Source organism: Streptomyces tendae (assembly GCF_014650435.1).
GTDB classification, from domain to species: Bacteria; Actinomycetota; Actinomycetes; order Streptomycetales; family Streptomycetaceae; genus Streptomyces; species Streptomyces tendae.
On record NZ_BMUY01000002.1, the window covers coordinates 673,354 to 693,356 of the forward strand.

Genomic DNA, 20,003 nt, shown 5'->3' on the forward strand with positions numbered 1-20,003 from the left:
CTCCGCACGATCATGGAAGCCCCGGCCCGCACGGCCGGGGCTTCTGCGTTTGCCGACGACCCGCCCAGACAGGCGTTTGCCCAGGTCACAAGGGGTGCGGCCAATGGATTTCACATGACGGCGGCAGTCATGTAATGTTCTTCCTGTCGCCGCGAACGGGCCGGAAGGAACGGGAGCGGCGGTAAAACTGAACAAGACAAGCACTCGTAGCTTAACGGATAGAGCATCTGACTACGGATCAGAAGGTTGCAGGTTCGAATCCTGCCGAGTGCACACAGTTCAAAGGCCCCGGAGTAATCCGGGGCCTTTGTCGTTTCACGGCCGTGCAGCAGCTAAGTACGGCACAGCGACGCGCTCCGCCTTCACCCACCGCCGTCGGTTCGGACCTGGAACCTGGTGAGGGCAAAGATGATGAAGAGGTCAAGTGTCATCACGGGGATGGCCCATAGTGGGTAATAGGGGACGAACATGAACTGGGTGATCAGGCTGATGCCTGCCACCGCCGCACCGGCCCCGCGCCCCCAGCTTTTGTTCGTCACGACTCCCATGCCGGCGATGACGAGTGCCAGTCCGACCACGATGTGGATCCAGCCCCAGGCGGTCAGGTCGAACCGGTAGGCGTACTGGGAGGCGGCGAACAAGTTGTCTCTTGCGATGCCGGATGCCCCCATGAGAATGCTGAGCGGCCCGCTGAGCATCATCACGGCGCCGGCGAAGACGGACGCGCCGCTGAGCCCTCCGCTGTCGCCAGGCCCGCCATGCCCTCGCCGTGTCTCGCTCGGTATCGCTGCCATGGTCGCCACCTTCCTGTACTGCAGCACGGTCACCGACGCACGACGCTGCGACGCCAGCCACGCTCCACTGCCAGGATCACCGCGATCCTTCGGTATCGCGACTGCAACCAGCCGTGAGGACCCGCTCGTGGGCAACACGACGGGCCGGGAGCAGTCCGCGCAGGGGCGGGCCGCCGCGCAGGCACCACAGGGCTATGACCGGGTCGCAGATCGCGCAGCCCAGGGACGAGTCGTGGGCGAAGGGGAGGATCGGGTTGCCCTTCAGGTGGTGGACGAGGTCCCACGCGGTGTGCAGCAGCCAGCCGATGCCGATGAACGTCCAGGACGTCAGGCCCCGGTAGGCGACGTACAGCATGAGCGCGCCGAACGGGAGCTCCCAGACGCCCAGGCCGCCGCCAGAGAAGTAGACGCCGCCGGCCCCGGCGATGCCGAGGGCGTTCAGGGGGCGGCGGTGCGGGTCCGGGACGAGGGACAGCAGCAGGACGACGAGGAGGCCGATGCCGATCGGCATGACGTAGGGGAGGAGGTCGGCGGGGTTCATGCGGGCACGCTATGCAGGGCACATCGGGTGTCCCAGTGGCGTGAGTGACAGGTTCCGACGGATTGTCGCCGAGGGTCGCGGACGGTCATGGGCCCCGGGAGTCGGGCGACACGGCCGGTGCGGCGGCCGACCGGACGTGAGTACGGTCCGCAACTGTGTCTAGGGTGTGCGCATGTTGAGAGGACCAGTCTTCATATCCGACCGGACGATATCCGACCGGCCGAGCCTCGACGGAGGCCGACGGTGAACAAGCCGCTGAGGGCCGTGGCGATCTTCTGCGGGCTGCTGGTGCTCGGCCTGCTGATCCGCGCGAACTGGCTGCAGTACGTCCGGGCCCCGGAGCTGGCCTCCGACACCAAGAACCGCCGGGTGCAAATCGAGCAGTTCGCCACCCCGCGCGGCGACATCGTCGTCGGCGGCCGGGCCGTCACCGGGTCCAAGGAGACCGAGAGCACCGACCTCAAGTACAAGCGCACCTACGCGGACGGTCCGATGTACGCGCCGGTGACCGGGTACGCGTCGCAGGCCCAGGGCATGACGCTGCTGGAGAAGACCTACGACTCCATCCTGACCGGCAAGGACGACCGGCTGGCCTTCCAGCGGTTCGCCGACGTCGTCAGCGGCGAGGGACGGCGGCCCGGCTCGGTGGTCACCACCATCGACCCGAAGGCGCAGAAGGCCGCTTGGGACGGGCTGACCGACCTGAAGGGCGCCCGCGGGGCCGTGGTCGCGCTCGACCCGCAGACCGGCAAGGTGCTGGCGATGGTCTCGGCGCCCTCCTACGACCCGTCGACGTTCGCGGGGAGCACCTTCAAGGAGTCCGACCGCTTCGTCGCGCTGGACAAGAAGAAGAACAAGCCGCTGGCCAACCGCGCGCTGCGGGAGACCTACCCGCCGGGCTCCACCTTCAAGATCCTCACCGCGGCCGCCGCGCTGGAGCACAAGGTCGTCACCGACGTCGACGCCCGCACGGACGCCGTCTCCCCGTACCCGCTGCCGCAGTCCACCAACAAGATCGGTAGCGAGGCCGGTGACGCGGTCTGCAACAAGGCCTCGATGAAGACCGCCATGCAGTACTCCTGCAACAACGTCTTCCTCGACGCCGCCTCCAAGCTGGGGCAGGACAAGATGCGCGAGACGGCCGAGAAGTTCGGCTTCAACGAGGACGTCTACTCAGACGACTTCGGCGACCTGCTCGCCACCAAGAGCCTCTACCCCGAGGACCTCGACAAGCCCGGCACCGCGCTCACCGGCATGGGACAGGGCAGCCTCACCAGTACGCCGATGCAGATGGCCCTGGTCACCGCCGGGATCGCCAACGACGGAAAGGTGATGCAGCCCTACGTCGTCGACGAGGTCAAGGGCCCCGACCTCGACACCCTGGAGAAGACCGAGCCGGCGGTGATGAGCGAGGCGGTCTCCGCCGAGACCGCGCAGAAGGTCCAGGAGATGATGGAGTTCACCGCCAAGGAGGGCAGCGCCCGCCGCGCCCAGATCGACGGCATCACGGTCGGCGGCAAGACCGGTACCGCGCAGCGCGGTGTCAACGTCGACGACGAGGTGCCGTACGGCTGGTTCGTGTCCTACGGCAAGAAGGACGACGGCTCCTCCGTCGCGGTGGCCGTGTTCATCGATCCGACCGACATGGACATCTCCCGCGAGGACATCTCCGGTGGCGGGCTCGGTGCGCCCATCGCCAAGAGCGTCATGAAGGCGGTCCTGAAGTCCTGAAGTCATGACGCCGGCGGGGCGGCGGCGCGTCACACCTTGGCCGCGTCGTACGCCCCCCGGGCCCGCTCGACGGCCGTCATCCGGCGCTCCGTCCAGCGCGCGAGGTCCCGGACCTGTTCGGCGGCCTCGCGGCCGAGTTCGGTGAGGGAGTAGTCCACGCGGGGCGGGATCACGGGCTTGGCGTCCCGGCGCACCAGGCCGTCGCGCTCCAGGGTCCGCAGGGTCTGGGTCAGCATCTTCTCGCTGACCGAGCCGATCTCCCGGCGCAGTTCGCCGAAGCGGTAGGGGCGGTCGAGCAGCGCGATCAGGGCCAGGGTGCCCCAGCGGCTGGTGACGTGCTCCATGAGCAGGCGCTCGGGGCACATCGCTTCACTTTCTGGCATGGTCATACGGTACGTCCGGGCGGGCGCTCACCAAGAGTGAGTGCCCGCCCGTTGTCAGTGGTGCCCTCTACTGTCGGTGGGGATGGCACAGGCATGGAAGTGCGTGGGGCTGCGGTGGGCGGCGGACGGTCCCGTGCTGACGTGGGTCGGGGGCCGGCGCAGTGAGCTGGCCCGGGGGAAGCGGGTGGCCTTCGGGGTCGCCGAGGGGGGTGTGCGGACGTGTGTGGGAGCGCGGGGACACGCGTGCCCGGTGCGGGCCGGTGTGACGGGGCGGAGCACGGGGGCGCGGTGCGAGGAGTGCGCACGCCTGGACCGGGCCCACTCCGTGGCCGCCGACACCATGGCCGACGATCCGCGGCCGTACCACGTCTATCTGGCCTGGTTCGGTCCCGGCCTCGTCAAGGTGGGGATCACCGCATACGAACGGGGCTCCGCCCGGCTCCTCGAGCAGGGCGCGGTGTGCTTCAGCTGGCTGGGCCACGGTCCGCTGATGGCCGCGCGCCGGACCGAGGAGCTGCTGCGGGCCGCGCTGGGCGTGCCCGACCGCATCCCATACGCCCATAAACGCGCCGTCCGGGCCGCCCTGCCCGAGTCCGAGTCGGAGCGGGTGGCCGAGATCGCCGGGCTGCACGCGCGGGCGGTGGCGCTCGGCAGCTGGCCCGAGGCGCTGACGCCGGAGCCGTTCCAGGGCGTCGACCACGCGGGCGTGTTCGGGATCGACGGGGCGGAGCGCGGGCCTGCCGCCGTGGCGGAGGTGGCCGAGCTGGTGGCGGGCGGGGCGATCGGGGGTGAGCTGGTGGCCGCCGCGGGGCCGGATCTGCATCTGGCGACGGAGCGCGGGGTCGTCGTGCTCGACACCCGGCTGATGACGGGGTGGGAGCTGCTGGCCGCGGAGGGCGAGCCGTGCGCGGTGCCCGTGCGGGAGCTGAGACGAGCGGCCGGGGTGCAGGAGGGGCTGTTCTGACCTCCCTCTCCATCCCCTCCCACTCCATCCCCTCCCCTTCCCCTTCCACTCCGTCCTCCTCTCCCTCCGCCCCTTGTCCGGGGGAGCGCGGGGCGCCATCGTGGCCGTATGAGTGATCACGAGGCCGGGCAGGTCCGCCGGTTCTGGGAGGGGCTCGGGCTGCCCGGGCTGATCGACGTGCACACGCACTTCATGCCCGAGCGGGTGCTGCGCAAGGTCTGGGCCTACTTCGACGCCCTCGGGCCGCTGACCGGCGGCGTCGAGTGGCCGATCACCTACCGGCAGGAGGAGGACCAACGCGCGGAGCTGCTGCGCGCGTTCGGGGTGCGGGCCTTCACCGCCATGCTCTACCCGCACAAGGCGGGCATGGCCCAGTGGCTGAACGACTGGGCGGTGGACTTCGCCCGCCGCACGCCCGACTGCCTGCACACCTCCACCCTCTTCCCCGAGCCGGGCGTCGAGGCGTACGTCCGCCGGGCCGTCGAGGAGGGGGCGCGGGTCTTCAAGGCGCATGTGCAGGTGGGGGCGTACGACCCGGCCGACGAGTTGCTCGACCCGGCCTGGGGCGTGCTCGCCGAGGCGGGGGTCCCGGTCGTCGTCCACTGCGGTTCGGGCCCCGCGCCCGGCAAGCACACCGGACCCGAGCCGATGGCGCGGGTGCTGGCGCGCCACCCCCGGCTGCGGCTGGTCGTCGCGCACATGGGCATGCCCGAGTACGAGGACTTCCTGGACCTCGCCGAGCGGTACGGGGAGGTGCGGTTGGACACCACCATGGCGTTCACCGACTTCAGCGAGCGTCTCGCGCCCTTCCCGCGCCGAGCGCTGCCCCGGCTTGCCGACCTGGGCGACCGGGTGCTGCTCGGCACCGACTTCCCCAACATCCCGTATCCCTACCTGCACCAGCTGCACGCCCTGGAGCGGCTGGAGTTGGGGGACGCGTGGCTGCGCGGGGTGTGCCACGACAACGCGGCCCGGCTGTTCGGGCTGCCGGGGAGCCGGGAGAGTCAGGGGAGCTGAGGTGCGTCCCCGGTGGGCACCGGCCGCCGGGGACGGGCCGGTGCCCACCGGGGTCAGAGCGGGGCGACGAAGACGTGCGCGGCGGTCCGCGCCGGGAGCGGGGCGGTCCGGTCGCCGCTGCCGACCGTCACGCCGCCGGGCCACGGCCTGACGCTCACCACCGCGCCCGGCCGCACCCCGGCCCGCCGCAGGGCGGACAGCAGGCCGAGGTCGGCCTGGACCGGTTCCCCGATGCGCCGGACGACCGCGCTCGCGCCGTCCGGCCCGGGACGCAGGTCACCGACGCTGACCGTGCTCCCGGCGGGCGCCCGGCGCGGGACGGCGGTGGTCGTCTCGCCCAGCTCCTCCAGGCCCGGGATCGGGTTACCGTAGGGCGACTCGGTCGGGTGCCTCAGCAGGCGCAGCAGACGGCGTTCGACGGCCTCGCTCATCACGTGCTCCCAGCGGCATGCCTCGGCGTGGACCTGCTCCCACTCCAGGCCGATCACGTCGACGAGCAGGCATTCGGCGAGCCGGTGCTTGCGCATCACGCGCGTCGCCAGCCGTCTGCCCGTGTCGGTCAGCTCCAGGTGCCGGTCGGCGGCGATCCGCAGCAGTCCGTCGCGTTCCATGCGGGCGACGGTCTGGCTCACGGTGGGGCCGCTCTGGTCCAGGTGCTCGGCGATACGGGCGCGCAACGGGACCACGCCCTCCTCCTCCAGCTCCAGGACGGTGCGGAGGTACATCTCCGTGGTGTCGATGAGTCTGGACACGCGGTGCGTCAGGCGGGGGTCTCGGCGGTGGCGGTCAGGACCGCGCGGCCGAGGATGTGCCCGGCCATGGTGAAGCCGAGGACGGCCGGGGTGGCGTCGGCCGGGACGCCGATCGACTCGACGTCGAGGGCGTGCACCACGACGAAGTACCGGTGCGGGCCGTGCCCGGCCGGCGGGGCGGCGCCTATGTAGCGGGCGGCGCGGGCGTCGTTGGGGAGCTGGAAGGCGCCTTCGGGCAGGCCCGAGCCGGTGTCGTCGCCGGCGCCCTCGGGCAGCTCGGTGACGGTGGCGGGGATGTCGGCGACCGCCCAGTGCCAGAAGCCGGACCCGGTGGGGGCGTCGGGGTCGTAGACGGTGACGGCGTAGCTCCTGGTGCCTTCCGGTGCGCCGCTCCACGACAGCTGCGGGGAGAGGTCCTTGCCGCCGGGGACGCCGGAGGCGTGCTGCGCGCCCGGCCAGGGGGAGCCGTCGGTGACGGTGGTGCTGGTGACGGTGAAGGAGGCCGCCTCGGGGAGGCGGGCGAACGGGTTGTTGGCGCTCATCGCGTCGTTCCTTTCGGGCGGGCCGGCCCCTGTGGACCGACCACTGCAATCGACCATAACACTAATAATCGATTATCTAAGGGATCGTCTATGCTTCCCTCATGACTCAGACCGGCCCCACGTCGCCCCAGCCGCCCCCGCCCACGGGCAAGCGGATGCTCTCCGAGCAGGTCTACGCACACCTGCGCGACGCGATCATGCGCGGCGACCACGCCCCCGGTGCCGCCCTCAAGCCCCAGGACCTCGCCAAGGAGCAGGGGGTGAGCCTGGCCGTGGTGCGCGAGGCCCTCGTACGGGTGGTCGGCGACGGGCTCGCCGACCGGCTGCCCAACCGCGGCTTCGCCGTCCCGGCCTACTCCGACCGCCGCTGGCAGGAGATCGCGGAGGCCCGCCGCACCATCGAGCCGGTCCTGCTGCGCATGTCCGTCGAGCGCGGCGACGTCGACTGGGAGGCCCGGGTGCGCGCCGCCCACCACCGGCTGTCCCGCACGCCCGCGTACACGCCGGAGGAGGGGGAGTACTACAGCGAGGCGTGGTCCGAGGCGCACCGGCTCTTCCACCGCTCCCTGATGGAGGGCTGCGGCAACCGCGTACTGCTGGAGACCTTCGACCGGCTGTGGACGGCGAGCGAGCTGGCCCGCCGCTGGTCGACGCACCGCAATCCCGACCGTGACGGCGTCGAGGAGCACCGCCGGCTGGAGGAGGCGGTGCTGGCCCGCGACGCCGACACCGCGGTGCAGGTGCTGGTCCGGCACCTCACCCTCACGGCGGAGGGCCTGACCGGGGAGAACTGAGGAGCGGACCCGAGCGGGGCCGAACGACGGGCCCGAACGACGGCCCGAACGGCGTGCCCGAACGGTGCCCGCGCGTTTCTCAGAGAAATCACAGCTTGGGGAAAGGGCCTTCTCAGAGCGCCCCGACATCGTGTCCGCCATGACCACGACCTCGCCCCAGGGGCGCACCGAACTGCTGAGGCCGGACGGGAGCCCCGTCCGGGTGCTTGTAGTGGACGACGAGCAGTCCATCACCGAACTGCTGTCCATGGCCCTGCGCTACGAGGGCTGGCAGATCCGCAGCGCGGGCGACGGCCACGGCGCCGTCCAGACCGCGCGCGACTTCCGGCCCGACGCCGTCGTACTGGACATGATGCTGCCCGACATGGACGGCCTGAGCGTGCTGGGCCGGCTGCGCCGCGACCTGCCGGACGTGCCGGTGCTGTTCCTGACCGCCAAGGACGCCGTGGAGGACCGGATCGCCGGGCTGACCGCGGGCGGCGACGACTACGTCACCAAGCCGTTCAGCCTGGAGGAGGTCGTGGCCCGGCTGCGCGGACTGATCCGCCGCTCCGGTGCCGCCGACCGGCGCTCCGACTCCGTCCTCGTCGTCGGCGACCTCACCCTCGACGAGGACAGCCACGAGGTCACCCGGGGCGGCGACGGCATCCACCTCACCGCCACCGAGTTCGAGCTGCTGCGCTTCCTCATGCGCAATCCGCGGCGGGTGCTGAGCAAGGCGCAGATCCTGGACCGCGTGTGGTCCTACGACTTCGGCGGCCAGGCCAACGTGGTGGAGCTGTACATTTCCTACCTGCGCCGGAAGATCGACGCCGGCCGCGAGCCGATGATCCACACCCGGCGCGGCGCCGGATACCTGATCAAGCCCGCGGTGTCATGACCCGGCGGCGACGACCGCGGCCGCGGACCCTGCGGACGCGGCTCGTCGTCGCGTCCGTGGCACTGATCGCGGTGGTGTGCGCGGTGATCGGCACGGTGACGACGGTGGCGCTGCGCTCGCACCTGTACGAGCAGCTGGACGGACAGGTGCGCGAGGTCGCGATGCGGGTGTCCGGTTTCGGGCCGCCGGGCGAACCCGGCCCCGGCGGCGGGGTGAAGCAGCGGATGGACCTCGACGACTTCGTCACGCACGGCGGCCCGCAGCCGCGTGACACGATCGTCGCCGAGACGAGGGACGGTGCCGTCGTCGACGCCAAGTACGGCGAGAAGGACGACGAGAGCACGGACCCCAGCGGGACGACGGCGGTCTCCCTCGACCAGGCCCAGCGCACCGCGCTCGCCTCCGTCCCCCGCGACGGCGACGCGCACACCGTCGAGATCCCCGGCCTCGGCGACTACCGCGTCGAGTACCACGACGGCTACTACGCCGCCCTGCCCACCTCCGAGGCCGACGGCACCATCAGCACCCTGATCCTGGTGGAGGCCAGCGTCACCGCCGCCGGTCTCGTCGCCGCCTCCCTCGCCGGAGCCGTCATCGTCGGCGTCGCCACCCGTCCCCTGCGCCGGGTCGCCGCCACCGCGACCAGGGTCTCCGAACTCCCGCTGCACGCGGGCGAGGTGAACCTCGACGAACGGGTCCCGGAGTCCGAGTGCGACCCGCACACCGAGGTCGGCCGGGTCGGCTCCGCGCTCAACCGCATGCTGAACCACGTCCACGGCGCCCTGCACGCCCGCCAGCAGAGCGAGACGCGGGTACGGCAGTTCGTCGCCGACGCCAGCCACGAACTGCGCACCCCCCTCGCCTCCATCCGCGGCTACGCCGAACTCACCCGCAGGGGGCGCGAGCAGGTCGGCCCCGACACCCGGCACGCGCTGGGCCGCATCGAGTCCGAGGCCGGCCGCATGACCCTGCTGGTCGAGGACCTGCTGCTGCTCGCCCGCCTGGACGCCGGACGCCCGCTGGAGTTCGGGCCGACCGACCTCGTACCGCTCGTCGTGGACACCGTCAGCGACGCCCGCGCGGCCGGCCTCGACCACACCTGGCGGCTCGACCTGCCCGACGAACCGGCCCCGGTGTCGGCGGACCCGGCACGGCTCCAGCAGGTGCTGGTCAACCTGCTGGGCAACGCCCGCAGCCACACCCCGCCGGGCACGACCGTCACCGCCCGCGTACGGCGCGACGGCCCGTGGCTGTGCGTGGACGTGGCGGACAACGGACCCGGCATCCCGGCCGAGTTGCTGCCGCGTGTCTTCGAACGCTTCGCGCGCGGGGACTCCGCGCGGTCCCGTGCGACCGGCTCGACGGGCCTCGGACTCGCCATCGTGCAGGCCGTGACGACCGCGCACGGCGGTGGCGTGACGGTCGACAGCGCGCCGGGCCGGACGGTCTTCACCGTCCATCTGCCCGCCGTGCCCGACCGGCACCTGCCCATGGCGCACGACCGGTATGCACCCGCCGCGCACGGCCGGCCGGACGCGCCGGCGCACTCACAGGCACAGCACAGTCTCACCACACGGGTGCGACAGGGGAGTTGAGAAGAGTCGGTCCCATGCGAACCGACTCTTCTCCCGGCTCCCTGCCGGCGCGGGAGCACCTCCCGGCCGCAGGAGCCGGTACGCCTGTCCTGGACGTAGTGGTCCCCGTCTACAACGAGGAGAAGGACCTCGGGCCGTGCGTCCGGAGACTGCACGAGCACCTCTCCCGGACGTTCCCGTACGCCTTCCGCATCACGGTCGCCGACAACGCCTCCACGGACGGCACCCCGCAGGTCGCGGCCCGGCTGGCGGCCGACCTCGCGGCGGTCAGGTCGGTCCGGCTGGAGCAGAAGGGGCGCGGCCGGGCCCTCAGGACCGTCTGGTCGGCCTCGGACGCCCCGGTCCTCGCCTACATGGACGTGGACCTCTCCACCGACCTGAACGCGCTGCTGCCGCTGGTGGCACCGCTGATCTCCGGTCACTCGGACCTCGCCATCGGCTCCCGGCTGGCCCGCAGTTCGCGCGTGGTGCGCGGCGCCAAGCGGGAGTTCATCTCCCGCACCTACAACCTCATCCTGCGCGGCTCCCTCCAGGCCCGCTTCTCCGACGCCCAGTGCGGCTTCAAGGCGATCCGCCGGGACGTGGCCCAGGTCTTGCTGCCGCTGGTGGAGGACACCGGCTGGTTCTTCGACACCGAGATGCTGGTGCTCGCCGAGCGGGCCGGGTGCCGGATCCACGAGGTGCCGGTCGACTGGGTCGACGACCCGGACTCCACCGTGCACATCGTGCGGACGGCGACCGAGGACCTCAAGGGCGTGTGGCGGGTCGGCAAGGCCCTGGCCACCGGTTCCCTCCCACTGGACCGGCTGGCCCGCCCCTTCGGCGACGACCCGCGCGACCGCGACCTGACCGGCGTACCGCAGGGGCTGGCCCGGCAACTCGTCGGCTTCTGCGTGGTCGGCGCCCTGTCCACCCTCTTCTACCTGCTCCTCTACAGCGGCTTCCGGCACTTCGCCGGCTCCCAGCTCGCCAACGCGCTCGCGCTGCTGGTCTCGGCGGTCGCCAACACCGCCGCCAACCGGCGGCTGACCTTCGGGGTGCGGGGCCGGGGCGGCGCCGTGCGGCACCAGGCGCAGGGGCTGGTCGTCTTCGGCATCGGCCTGGCGCTGACCAGCGGTTCGCTGGCCGCCCTGAGCGCGGCGACGACCGACCCCGACCACTCCACGGAGCTGGCGGTGCTGATCGCCGCCAACCTCGCGGCCACCGTGCTGCGCTTCCTGCTCTTCCGCGCCTGGGTGTTCCCGGACACGCCGCCCGCGGCCCCCTCCCCGGAACCTCACCGACCGGAACCGCAGCGCACCTGGAGCGACGCCCGATGACGACGCACTACGACCCGGCCACGCACGCCGACGGCGCCCCCACCCCGGTCGGCGCGGACGGGAGGCCGCCGTCCACCGCGCCGCCCGCCCACCGCCAGCCCCGGCGCCGGCTGCGGTCCCGGCTCGGCCGGGTGTGGCGCGGCCGCCCCGAGGACCCGCGCTGGGTGCGCCCGGCCTTCCTCGGCCTCCTGCTGGCCACCGCCCTCCTCTACCTCTACAACCTGAGCGCCTCCGGCTGGGCCAACTCCTTCTACTCGGCGGCCGTGCAGGCGGGCAGCCAGTCCTGGAAGGCGTTCTTCTTCGGCTCGCTCGACGCGGGCAACGCCATCACCGTCGACAAGCCCCCGGCCGCGCTGTGGCCGATGGCGCTGGCGGTGCGGATCTTCGGCCTCTCCTCCTGGTCGATCCTGGTGCCCGAGGTGCTCATGGGGGTGGGCACGGTCGCCGTCGTGTACGCGGCGGTGTGCCGCCGGTTCAGTCCCGCGGCCGGGCTGATCGCGGGCGCCGTGCTCGCGCTCACGCCCGTCGCCGCGCTGATGTTCCGCTTCAACAACCCGGACGCGCTCCTCGCCCTGCTGATGTCCGTCGCCTGCTACCTCGTCGTACGAGCGCTGGAGGACGGCCGGACCAAGTGGCTGGTGTGGGCGGGCGTCGCGATCGGCTTCGCGTTCCTGGCGAAGACCCTCCAGGCATTCCTGATCCTGCCCGCCCTCGCCCTCGTCTACGGTGTCTGCGCACCGGTGCGGCTCAGGAGGCGCCTCGGGCAGCTCGCGCTGGCGACCGCCGCGATCGTCGTCTCCGGCGGCTGGTGGGTCGCGGTCGTCGAACTGTGGCCGGCCTCGTCCCGCCCGTACATCGGCGGCTCGCAGAACAACAGTTTCCTGGAGCTGACCTTCGGCTACAACGGCCTCGGCCGTCTCAACGGCGAGGAGACCGGCAGCGTCGGCGGCGGGGGCGGCCCCGGCGGCGGGAGCGGCGGGCAGTGGGGCGAGACCGGCTGGGACCGGATGTTCAACTCCGAGATCGGCGGCCAGATCTCCTGGCTGCTCCCGGCCGCCCTGATCCTCCTCGTCGCGGGCCTCCTCGCCACGCGCCGCGCGGCCCGCACGGACACCGCACGGGCGTCCCTCCTGGTCTGGGGCGGCTCGCTGCTGATGACCGCGGCCGTCTTCAGCTACATGGCCGGCATCTTCCACCAGTACTACACGGTGGCCCTCGCGCCGTACCTGGCGGCCGTGATCGGCATGGGCGCCGCGACGCTGTGGGAACGCCGCGCGCGGCCCTGGGCGTCGATCGCCCTCGCCGCCGCCGTCACGGCGAGCGCGGCCTGGGGATACGTCCTGCTCAACCGCACGCCCGACTACCTCCCCTGGCTGAAGGTGCCGGTCCTGGTCGGCGGCCTGGTCGCCGCGCTCGGGCTGGTCTTCGCGGGCCGGCTGGGGCGGCGGACCGCCCTCGCGGCGGCGGGGCTCGGTCTGGTGGCGTCGCTGGCGGCGCCCACGGCGTACACGCTGAGCACCGTGCGGGAGGGGCACAGCGGCTCCATCGTCACGGCCGGTCCGGCCGGCGCGAGCATGGGCGGCGGCCCCGGCGGTGGCGGTGGCCGCGGCGGTGGCCCCGGTGGGGGCGGCTTCCCGGGCGGCGGGACCGCACCCGGACAGGGACAGGGGCAGGGGCAGGGCCAGGGCGGTCCAGGGGTCGGCGGCTTCCCCGGCGGCGGCACCGCCCCGGGCACCGGTGGCAGCAACCAGAACGGCCAGACGCCGAACGGGCAGAACGGCCAGAACGGGCAGAACGGCGGTCCGGCCGGTGGCCCGTCCGGCGAAGGCGGCCGCATGGGTGCGGGCGGCGGCGGCATGGGCGGCCTGCTCAACGGCGCCGAAGTCAGTTCGAAGGCGAAGAAACTGCTGGAGACCGACGCCGACGCATACACCTGGGCCGCCGCGGCCATCGGCTCCCAGAACGCCGCGAGCTATCAGCTGAGCACCGGTGCCCCGGTGATGGCGATCGGCGGCTTCAACGGCACCGACCCGTCGCCGACCCTGGCCCAGTTCAAGAAGTACGTGGCGGACGGCCGGATCCACTACTTCATCGGAGGCGGCGCGGGGGGTGGCATGGGCGGCGACTCCGGTACGGCGTCCCGGATCACCTCGTGGGTCGAGGGCAACTTCGAGGAGGTCACGGTCGGCTCGGCCACCTTCTACGACCTGACAGCGCCGACGACCTGACATCGCCGACGGCCTGGGCGTCGTCCCGGACGCGAAATCGTTGTACAGCGTATAGGACTCTCCTATACGCTGTACAACATGACGACGTCGCCCCAGGAGTCCGCCAAGGACCGGGAACGCGAACCCGCACCCCCGGTCCAGGGTCACCCGCAGCGCTGGCTGATCCTCGGTGTCATCAGCCTCGCCCAGCTCACGGTGGTCCTGGACAACACCGTGCTGAACGTGGCCATCCCCTCGCTCACCGACGAGCTGGGCGCGGCCACCTCGGACATCCAGTGGATGATCAACGCCTACTCGCTCGTCCAGTCAGGTCTGCTGCTCACCGCGGGCAGCGCGGCCGACCGGTACGGCCGCAAGAAGATGCTGGCCACCGGCCTCGCCCTGTTCGGGATCGGGTCACTGGCGGCCGGACTCGCGGACACCACCGGCCAGCTGATCGCGGCACGGGCCGGCATGGGCGTCGGCGGTGCCCTGCTGCTGACCACCACGCTGGCCGTGGTCATGCAGATCTTCGCGCCCGCCGAGCACGCCAAGGCCATCGGCATCTGGAGCGCGGTCAGCGCGCTCGGCTTCGCCTGCGGGCCGCTGATCGGCGGGTTCATGCTGGACCACTTCTGGTGGGGCGCCATCTTCCTGATCAACCTGCCGGTGGTGGCCCTCGGCCTGGTCGCGGTCGTGACACTGGTCCCGGAGTCGAAGAACCGACAGGGCGACCGCCCCGACCTGCTCGGCGCCGTCCTCTCCACCGTCGGCATGGCCGCGCTCGTCTACGCGATCATCTCCGGCCCGGAGCACGGCTGGACGTCGGGCCGGGTCCTGGCCACCGCGGCCGTCGCCCTGGGGGTGCTCGCGCTCTTCGCCTACTGGGAGAGCCGCATCCCGTACCCGATGCTCGACCTCAGCTTCTTCCGCGACCAGCGGTTCACCGGCGCGGTGGCCGGTCTGGTGCTGATCAGCTTCGGCATGGGCGGTGCGCTGTTCCTGCTCACCCAGCACCTGCAGTTCGTCCTCGGGTACGGCCCCCTGGAGGCGGGGCTGCGGACCGCGCCGCTGGCCCTGACGGTGGTGCTGCTGAACTTCTCCGGGGTGTCGGCCAAGTGGCTGGCCAGGCTGGGCACACCGGTGGCGGTGCTGCTGAGCATGGTGCTGATGTCGGCGGGCCTGGTGTCCATCGCCACGCTGACCGGGCACGGCTACGCCGGGACGCTGCTGGGGCTGGTGCTGATCGGTGTGGGGTGCGCGCTTGGCAACCCGGCCATGGCCCATGCCCTGATGAGCGCGATCCCGCCGGCCAAGGCGGGGGTCGGCGCCGGCGTCAACGGCACGCTGGCGGAGTTCGGCAACGGGCTGGGCGTGGCCGTCCTCGGGGCGGTGCTGAACTTCCGGTTCGCGGCGCTGGCACCGGTCGCGGCGACGTCGTTGCCGGCGGCGTTGGCCTCGGCGCGGGGGGAGGGGGAGCGGGGCCGGGTGCTGGACGCGTTCTCCTCCGGAGTGGAGAGCAGTCAGCTGGTGGGGGCGGTGGCCGTGTTGCTGGGCGGAGTGGTGGCTGCGGTGTTGTTGCGGCGGGCGGAGCGGGCAGACTCGGGGGTTGTGAGCGCCTGAGGGCTCGGATGGGCTGCTTGCGACGCGGCTGCGGGTCTGGTCGTGGTTGCTCGCGCCCACGCGGCGAAGCCGCACAATGACAGAGCCCCGCGCCCCTTGTGGGGCGCTTCGCCGACCGGCGATTTATGAGGCGAGGGAGAGGTGCGCATGGCGAAGGCAGGGCGGGAGGGGCCGCGGGACAGCGTGTGGCTGTCGGGGGAGTCGCGGCGCGGTGGGCGCCGCGGGGGGCAGCCGTCCGGGCTCGACCGGGACCGGATCACCTGGACCACCGTCCGGCTGCTGGACGCGGAGGGCCTGACGGGGTTCTCCATGCGCCGCCTGGCCGCCGAGCTGAACGTCACGGCGATGTCCGTGTACTGGTACGTCGACACCAAGGACCAACTGCTCGAACTCGCCCTGGACGCCGTCTTCGGCGAGCTGCGCCACCCGGACCCGGACGCCGGCCTCGACTGGCGCGCGGAGCTGCGTGCCCTGGCCCGGGAGAACCGGGCGCTGCTGGTGCGCCACCCCTGGTCGTCCCGGCTGGTCGGCACCTACCTCAACATCGGGCCGCACTCGCTGGCGTTCTCCCGGTCCGTGCAGAACGTCGTGGGCCGCAGCGGGCTGCCCGCGCATCGCCTGATCGGCGCCATCTCCGCCGTCTTCCAGTTCGTCTACGGCTACGGAACCATCGAGGGCCGCTTCCTCGCGCGGGTGGCGGAGACCGGGCTGAGCCCGGAGGAGTACTACGAGGACTCGATGAGCGCGGTGACCGAGGTGCCGGACACGGCGGGCGTCATCGAGGACGCCCAGGACATCATGGCGGCCCGGGGCGGCGACACCGTCGCGGAGATGCTGGACCGGGACTTCGAGTTCGCCCTCGACCTGCTCATCGCGGGCATCGACGCGATGGTCGACCCCACCTGACCCGACACCGACCCACACCCGCCCGACGGCGCCAGGCCGCACGCCCGTCCGACGGCGCCCGGCCGCACGACCGGCTGAGGCGGTCGGCCGTATGCCCGGCCGAGGCGGCGCTCAGCCGTTCGCCTGGCCGACGAGGGCTCGGCCATACGCCCGACCGGGCCGGCGCTCAGCCGCACGCCCCGGCAGAGGCGACTGTCGGCAGCGCACCCGGCGGACGGCCCTCGGCCGACTCCGGCTGCCGCCGCTCAGCCGTACCGCCCGGCCGACGGCCCCTCGGCCGTACCCCCGCCGACGGTGCTCAGCGGACGCCCGGCGTGCGGCCCCCCGCCGTACGCCGCCCGGCCGACGCCGCCCGGCCGACGCCGCTCAGCCGGAGGCGCCGGTCGACGGCGCCCGGCCGCAGAGCCCGGCCGAAGTCGGCCAGTCGTCCGCCGTGGGCCTCGGTCCTAGGGGGCGTCACGACACTCCTTACTCGTTACTCGTCCGCCGACAGCCGTGCCGGGAAGCCGCCCGTCGCCACCGGGCCCCATTTCTCCGGCGTGACCCGGATGATGGACTTGCCCTGCTTCACCATGGCCTGCCGGTACTCGTCCCAGTCGGGGTGCTCGCCGGAGATGTTGCGGAAGTACTCCACGAGCGGCTCCACGGAGTCGGGCGCGTCGAGGACCTCCGCGGTGCCGTCGATCTGGACCCACGGGCCGTTCCACTCGTCGCTGAGCACGATGACGCTGACCCGGGGGTCGCGGCGCGCGTTGCGGGTCTTGGCCCGCTCGGGGTAGGTCGAGACGACGATCCGCCCGGCGTCGTCGACCCCGCAGGTCAGCGGCGACCCCTGCGGGCTGCCGTCGGACCGCCGGGTCAGCAGGATCGCCCGGTGCCGGGGGCGTACGAAGTCCAGCAACTCGTCCAGGGAGACACGGGTGTTCGTCGCGATGTTCGGTGCCATGGCGTCAGCCTAGGACGCCGCCCCGCGCTACGGCCGTAGCGCCTCCGCGAGGTTGTCGTGGACCGGCACGTCGCGGCGCAGTCCGGAGAGCTCCAGGACGCGGCTCGGTACGCCCTGCGGGGCGGCCACCACGCGCAGCAGGGTGCGCTCGGGCAGCCGACGGCGCACGGAGGCGATCAGGCGGACGCCCTGGGAGTCCATGAAACGGGTCGTGGAGAGGTCGAGCACGAGCAGGCGCAGTCCGTCGGAGCGCTGGTCCACGGCGGTCGTGATCAGAGGCAGCAGCCCCGAGGCGTTGCAGAAGTCGATCTCGCTGGGCATCGCGAGCACGGCGCAGCCGGGTGGTTCACACGGCTCGCACGGCTCGCAGGGCTGGGGGAGGAAGGTCACAGCACTCACCTGACAGACGTCCGTCGGGCTTCCGGCCGGGCCGCTTCCTGACCCGGCCACCATTCCACCACGCGGCGGAGAGGCACGGAAGGCGCACCGCTCGCCCGGCCGCCGGGCCGGGCGGCCGTCGACCGAGCGTCACCGGCACGCAACCGAGCAGCTAAAGTGCTGTTCGTCCTGTGCTCGCAGTCGGGAATGTGCTGCGGAGCTCTCCTGCGCACGGCCGTGAGGCCGCGCTTGCCGAAGAGGTTCGTGGTGGCTGCGTCCGAATTTACTGATTTGCCGCGTTTTCCGACGGGTTTCGAGCTGGCCGAGGCCCTGACCGCGGCTGCTCGCGAACTGCACGGGACGGCCACCCCCGAGGACACCATGCACACCGCCGTCACCCTGGCGGTACGCCTGCTGCCCGACGCCGAGCACGCGGACATCTCGGAGATCCAGCGCGGCGGCCGGCTGCGCTCCCTGGCCTGGACCGACGAGACCGTGCGGTTCGCCGCCGAACCCCGGCAGGGCGGCCACGGCGGCCACACCCCGCACCCGGACTGGGAGCGCCTGTGGACCACGCCCGTGGTGCGGACGGACGACAGCGAGGCCGACGGCGGCGGCAACGTCCTGTCCGGGCTCGGCCTGCGTTCCGCGCTGTCCCTGCGGCTGCGCGCCGACCGGCGCCGGCTGACCGTGCTGACCGCGTACGCCCGCAAGCCGCAGGCATTCGACGAGGACGCCACCCGCATCGGGCGGCTGTTCACCGCGCACGTCTCCCTCGCGCTGGACTCGGCGACCGTGCGCGAGCAGCTCACCGAGGCGATGCGCACCCGGGACCTGATCGGCCAGGCCACCGGCATCCTGATGGAGCGCCTGGACATCGACGCGGCCGGTGCCTTCGAGTCCCTGGTGAAGGCGTCCCAGCGGGAGAACGTGAAGCTGCGCGACCTGGCCCGCCGCATCGTCGACGCCAACTCCGGTACGGGCGGCAGAGGCGTGACCGAGCGGTGACGGGACATCCGTACGGTCATGACCCCGCAGACGACCGGCCCGGGGACGGGCACGAACACGGACACGCTTGATCACGCCATGGCGCGCATCCAGGGCCTCGACACCCTGCTGCGCGACCTGACCGACCGGGCGGTCGTGCAGGTGCCCGGCGCCGTGGCCTGCTCGGTCACGGTGCGCCGCGCCGACCGGCTGATGACCCTGGCGGGCAGCACCGGCCTGCCCAGCGGCCTGGACCTGCGCCAGTACGAGAACGGCTCGGGCCCCTGCGTGGACGCCGCCGAGACGGGGGACGCGCAGTACTCCCCCGACCTGGCCGCCGAGACCCGCTGGCCCGCGTACACGGAGTACGCGCTGGCCACCGGGGTCCGCTGCGTGCTGGCGCTGCCGCTGCCCGTCGAGGGGGAGACGGGCGCCGCGCTCAACCTCTACGGCATCGAGCCCGACTCCCTGGCCCGCGGGCTGGACGCGGCCCGCGCCTTCGCGGAGCGGGCCGCGGACGCGGTGAACGAGGCCCTGCGCATCGAACGGCGGCAGGCCTCGGCGGCCGACGTGCGCACCGCTCTGCTCTCCCGCAGTGTCATAGACCAGGCGGTCGGCATGCTCATGGCCCGGGAGCGCATCGACGCCCACCGGGCCCTGGAGCGGCTGCGCCGGGCCTCACAGGACCGGAACGTCAAGCTCCGGGACCTGTGCGCCCAGGTGGTGGCCCGGGCGTCCGGCGATGCCTCACACGGCGGGCAGTGACTCCCCCTGGACCGCCTGGACGTCCAGCTCGACCCTGAGCGTGGTGCCGATGGCGGCGATGCCGGCCTGGACGACCTGGTTGTAGTTCATGGCGAAGTCCTCGCGGTGCAGTTCCGCCGTCGCGCGGAACGCCGCCCGGGTGCCGCCCCAGGGGTCGGCGCCGGTGCCGAGGTAGGCCAGGTCCAGATCGACCTCGCGGACCACCCCGTGCAGGGCCAGCTCGCCGTGGACGGTCCAGCGGTCCGGGCCGGCCTCGCTCACGCCGGTGGAGCGGTAGGTGATCTCCGGGTGGCGCTCGACGTCCAGGAAGTCGGCCGAGCGCAGGTGGGTGTCGCGCATGCCGTTGCCGGTGTCGATGGAGGCCGCCTTGATCACCGCCTCCACCCGGGACTTGGTGACGTCGTCGGGCGCGATCTCGACGGTGGCGGCGAAGTCGGTGAAGCGACCGCGCACGCTGGAGATGCCCAGGTGCTGCGCGACGGCGGCCACGCTGGAGTGCGCCGGGTCGACCGTCCACGGTCCCGGCGGCGGCAGTTCGGTGCCGCCCTGCCGGGCCAGCGTCACGGTGCCGACCTCGGCCCGGCCGCTCGCGGTGACGATCGCGCTGGAGGCGGCCGGCGCGTAGCCGACCGCGGTGACGATGACGGTGTACGCCCCCGGCGTCAGCGCGGTGGTGTCCCGCACGGCGCCCTCGGTGTCCGCCTCGGCGCGCAGCACCTGCGTGCCGGTCATGTCGGTCACCGTGACGACCGCGTGCGACACGGCCCATCCGTCCCGCGTTCGGATCCTCGCGGTCAGTCCCATCCCGTTTTCTCCCTGCAAAGGCTCAGAAAGTGGTCGTAAAGAAACCGGCCCGTGGTGGGCGGGCGCACCTCCGCT

21 protein-coding genes and 1 tRNA gene are annotated in these 20,003 nt (G+C 72.5%); 13 read left to right on the forward strand and 9 right to left on the reverse strand.

Annotation, left to right across the window (positions count from 1 at the left end):
• The first annotated feature begins 200 nt into the window (after positions 1 to 200).
• Positions 201 to 273, forward strand: a tRNA-Arg gene (locus tag IE258_RS08095).
• A gap of 89 nt (positions 274 to 362) precedes the next feature.
• On the opposite strand, the gene IE258_RS08100 is transcribed toward IE258_RS08095, so the two are convergent.
• Positions 363 to 794, reverse strand: a complete 432-nt coding sequence (locus IE258_RS08100; RefSeq protein WP_229891985.1) for a DUF7144 family membrane protein — start codon at positions 792 to 794, stop codon at positions 363 to 365.
• 76 nt (positions 795 to 870) lie between these two features.
• Positions 871 to 1,335 carry a DUF6010 family protein gene (locus tag IE258_RS08105; RefSeq protein ID WP_189740766.1) on the reverse strand — a complete coding sequence of 155 codons (465 nt, stop codon included), beginning with the start codon at positions 1,333 to 1,335 and terminating at the stop codon, positions 871 to 873.
• Between the two features lie 243 nt (positions 1,336 to 1,578).
• Here IE258_RS08105 and IE258_RS08110 point away from each other — a divergent pair, with 243 nt between their 5' ends.
• Complete coding sequence (locus tag IE258_RS08110; protein WP_189740769.1) at positions 1,579 to 3,066, forward strand: peptidoglycan D,D-transpeptidase FtsI family protein; 1,488 nt, start codon at positions 1,579 to 1,581, stop codon at positions 3,064 to 3,066.
• Between the two features lie 29 nt (positions 3,067 to 3,095).
• Here the strand turns inward: IE258_RS08110 and IE258_RS08115 are convergent, their stop codons facing one another.
• On the reverse strand, positions 3,096 to 3,455 hold the full coding sequence (locus tag IE258_RS08115; RefSeq protein ID WP_189740771.1) for a winged helix-turn-helix transcriptional regulator: 360 nt from the start codon (positions 3,453 to 3,455) through the stop codon (positions 3,096 to 3,098).
• Positions 3,456 to 3,531: 76 nt separating this feature from the next.
• On the opposite strand from IE258_RS08115, the gene IE258_RS08120 reads away from it, so the two are divergent.
• Both IE258_RS08120 and IE258_RS08125 read left to right on the forward strand, forming a co-directional pair.
• Positions 3,532 to 4,413, forward strand: a complete 882-nt coding sequence (locus tag IE258_RS08120; RefSeq protein ID WP_189740774.1) for a DUF2797 domain-containing protein — start codon at positions 3,532 to 3,534, stop codon at positions 4,411 to 4,413.
• A gap of 108 nt (positions 4,414 to 4,521) precedes the next feature.
• On the forward strand, positions 4,522 to 5,430 hold the full coding sequence (locus tag IE258_RS08125; protein ID WP_189740777.1) for an amidohydrolase family protein: 909 nt from the start codon (positions 4,522 to 4,524) through the stop codon (positions 5,428 to 5,430).
• Positions 5,431 to 5,483: 53 nt separating this feature from the next.
• Here the strand turns inward: IE258_RS08125 and IE258_RS08130 are convergent, their stop codons facing one another.
• Together IE258_RS08130 and IE258_RS08135 are read right to left on the reverse strand one after the other, a co-directional pair.
• Entirely contained in the window at positions 5,484 to 6,182 is a 699-nt protein-coding gene (locus IE258_RS08130; protein WP_189740782.1) for an iron-dependent transcriptional repressor DtxR, read from the reverse strand.
• Positions 6,183 to 6,190: 8 nt separating this feature from the next.
• Positions 6,191 to 6,724, reverse strand: a complete 534-nt coding sequence (locus IE258_RS08135) for a YbhB/YbcL family Raf kinase inhibitor-like protein (protein ID WP_189740785.1) — start codon at positions 6,722 to 6,724, stop codon at positions 6,191 to 6,193.
• 101 nt (positions 6,725 to 6,825) lie between these two features.
• Here IE258_RS08135 and IE258_RS08140 point away from each other — a divergent pair, with 101 nt between their 5' ends.
• The 7 genes from IE258_RS08140 to IE258_RS08170 all read left to right on the forward strand — a co-directional run bounded on the left by IE258_RS08140 (position 6,826) and on the right by IE258_RS08170 (position 16,048).
• A complete protein-coding gene (locus tag IE258_RS08140; protein ID WP_189740788.1) occupies positions 6,826 to 7,518 on the forward strand; it encodes a GntR family transcriptional regulator in 693 nt (230 codons plus the stop codon).
• Positions 7,519 to 7,657: 139 nt separating this feature from the next.
• Positions 7,658 to 8,398 carry a response regulator transcription factor gene (locus tag IE258_RS08145; RefSeq protein WP_159329638.1) on the forward strand — a complete coding sequence of 247 codons (741 nt, stop codon included), beginning with the start codon at positions 7,658 to 7,660 and terminating at the stop codon, positions 8,396 to 8,398.
• The gene (locus tag IE258_RS08150; RefSeq protein WP_189740791.1) at positions 8,395 to 9,993 is read left to right on the forward strand and encodes a sensor histidine kinase; all 1,599 of its coding nucleotides are present in this window, start codon (positions 8,395 to 8,397) and stop codon (positions 9,991 to 9,993) included. The genes IE258_RS08145 and IE258_RS08150 overlap by 4 nt, the downstream gene beginning before the upstream one ends.
• A gap of 14 nt (positions 9,994 to 10,007) precedes the next feature.
• Positions 10,008 to 11,312, forward strand: a complete 1,305-nt coding sequence (locus IE258_RS08155; protein WP_189740795.1) for a bifunctional glycosyltransferase family 2/GtrA family protein — start codon at positions 10,008 to 10,010, stop codon at positions 11,310 to 11,312.
• A complete protein-coding gene (locus IE258_RS08160; protein WP_189740798.1) occupies positions 11,309 to 13,540 on the forward strand; it encodes an ArnT family glycosyltransferase in 2,232 nt (743 codons plus the stop codon). Before IE258_RS08155 ends, IE258_RS08160 begins: the two co-directional genes overlap by 4 nt.
• Before the next feature lie 162 nt (positions 13,541 to 13,702).
• A complete protein-coding gene (locus tag IE258_RS08165) occupies positions 13,703 to 15,142 on the forward strand; it encodes an MFS transporter (protein WP_373309735.1) in 1,440 nt (479 codons plus the stop codon).
• 147 nt (positions 15,143 to 15,289) lie between these two features.
• Entirely contained in the window at positions 15,290 to 16,048 is a 759-nt protein-coding gene (locus tag IE258_RS08170) for a TetR/AcrR family transcriptional regulator (RefSeq protein WP_189740804.1), read from the forward strand.
• A 298-nt stretch (positions 16,049 to 16,346) separates the two neighbouring features.
• Here the strand turns inward: IE258_RS08170 and IE258_RS08175 are convergent, their stop codons facing one another.
• From IE258_RS08175 to IE258_RS08185, 3 genes are read right to left on the reverse strand one after another with little or no spacing between them, the layout of a single operon-like run.
• Positions 16,347 to 16,508 carry a hypothetical protein gene (locus tag IE258_RS08175; RefSeq protein WP_189740807.1) on the reverse strand — a complete coding sequence of 54 codons (162 nt, stop codon included), beginning with the start codon at positions 16,506 to 16,508 and terminating at the stop codon, positions 16,347 to 16,349.
• Between the two features lie 15 nt (positions 16,509 to 16,523).
• Positions 16,524 to 16,994: a PPOX class F420-dependent oxidoreductase gene (locus tag IE258_RS08180; RefSeq protein ID WP_189740810.1), complete on the reverse strand. Its 471-nt coding sequence runs from the start codon at positions 16,992 to 16,994 to the stop codon at positions 16,524 to 16,526.
• 27 nt (positions 16,995 to 17,021) lie between these two features.
• Positions 17,022 to 17,444, reverse strand: coding sequence for an STAS domain-containing protein (locus IE258_RS08185; RefSeq protein ID WP_373309731.1), 423 nt, complete (start codon positions 17,442 to 17,444; stop codon positions 17,022 to 17,024).
• Positions 17,445 to 17,663: 219 nt separating this feature from the next.
• Here IE258_RS08185 and IE258_RS08190 point away from each other — a divergent pair, with 219 nt between their 5' ends.
• Entirely contained in the window at positions 17,664 to 18,380 is a 717-nt protein-coding gene (locus tag IE258_RS08190; protein WP_229891986.1) for an ANTAR domain-containing protein, read from the forward strand.
• A gap of 18 nt (positions 18,381 to 18,398) precedes the next feature.
• Positions 18,399 to 19,124 carry a GAF and ANTAR domain-containing protein gene (locus IE258_RS08195; RefSeq protein WP_189740819.1) on the forward strand — a complete coding sequence of 242 codons (726 nt, stop codon included), beginning with the start codon at positions 18,399 to 18,401 and terminating at the stop codon, positions 19,122 to 19,124.
• Here IE258_RS08195 and IE258_RS08200 read toward each other — a convergent pair.
• Complete coding sequence (locus IE258_RS08200; protein ID WP_189740822.1) at positions 19,107 to 19,928, reverse strand: YceI family protein; 822 nt, start codon at positions 19,926 to 19,928, stop codon at positions 19,107 to 19,109. The two genes, IE258_RS08195 and IE258_RS08200, sit on opposite strands and share 18 nt — an antisense overlap.
• Positions 19,929 to 20,003 lie beyond the last annotated feature (75 nt).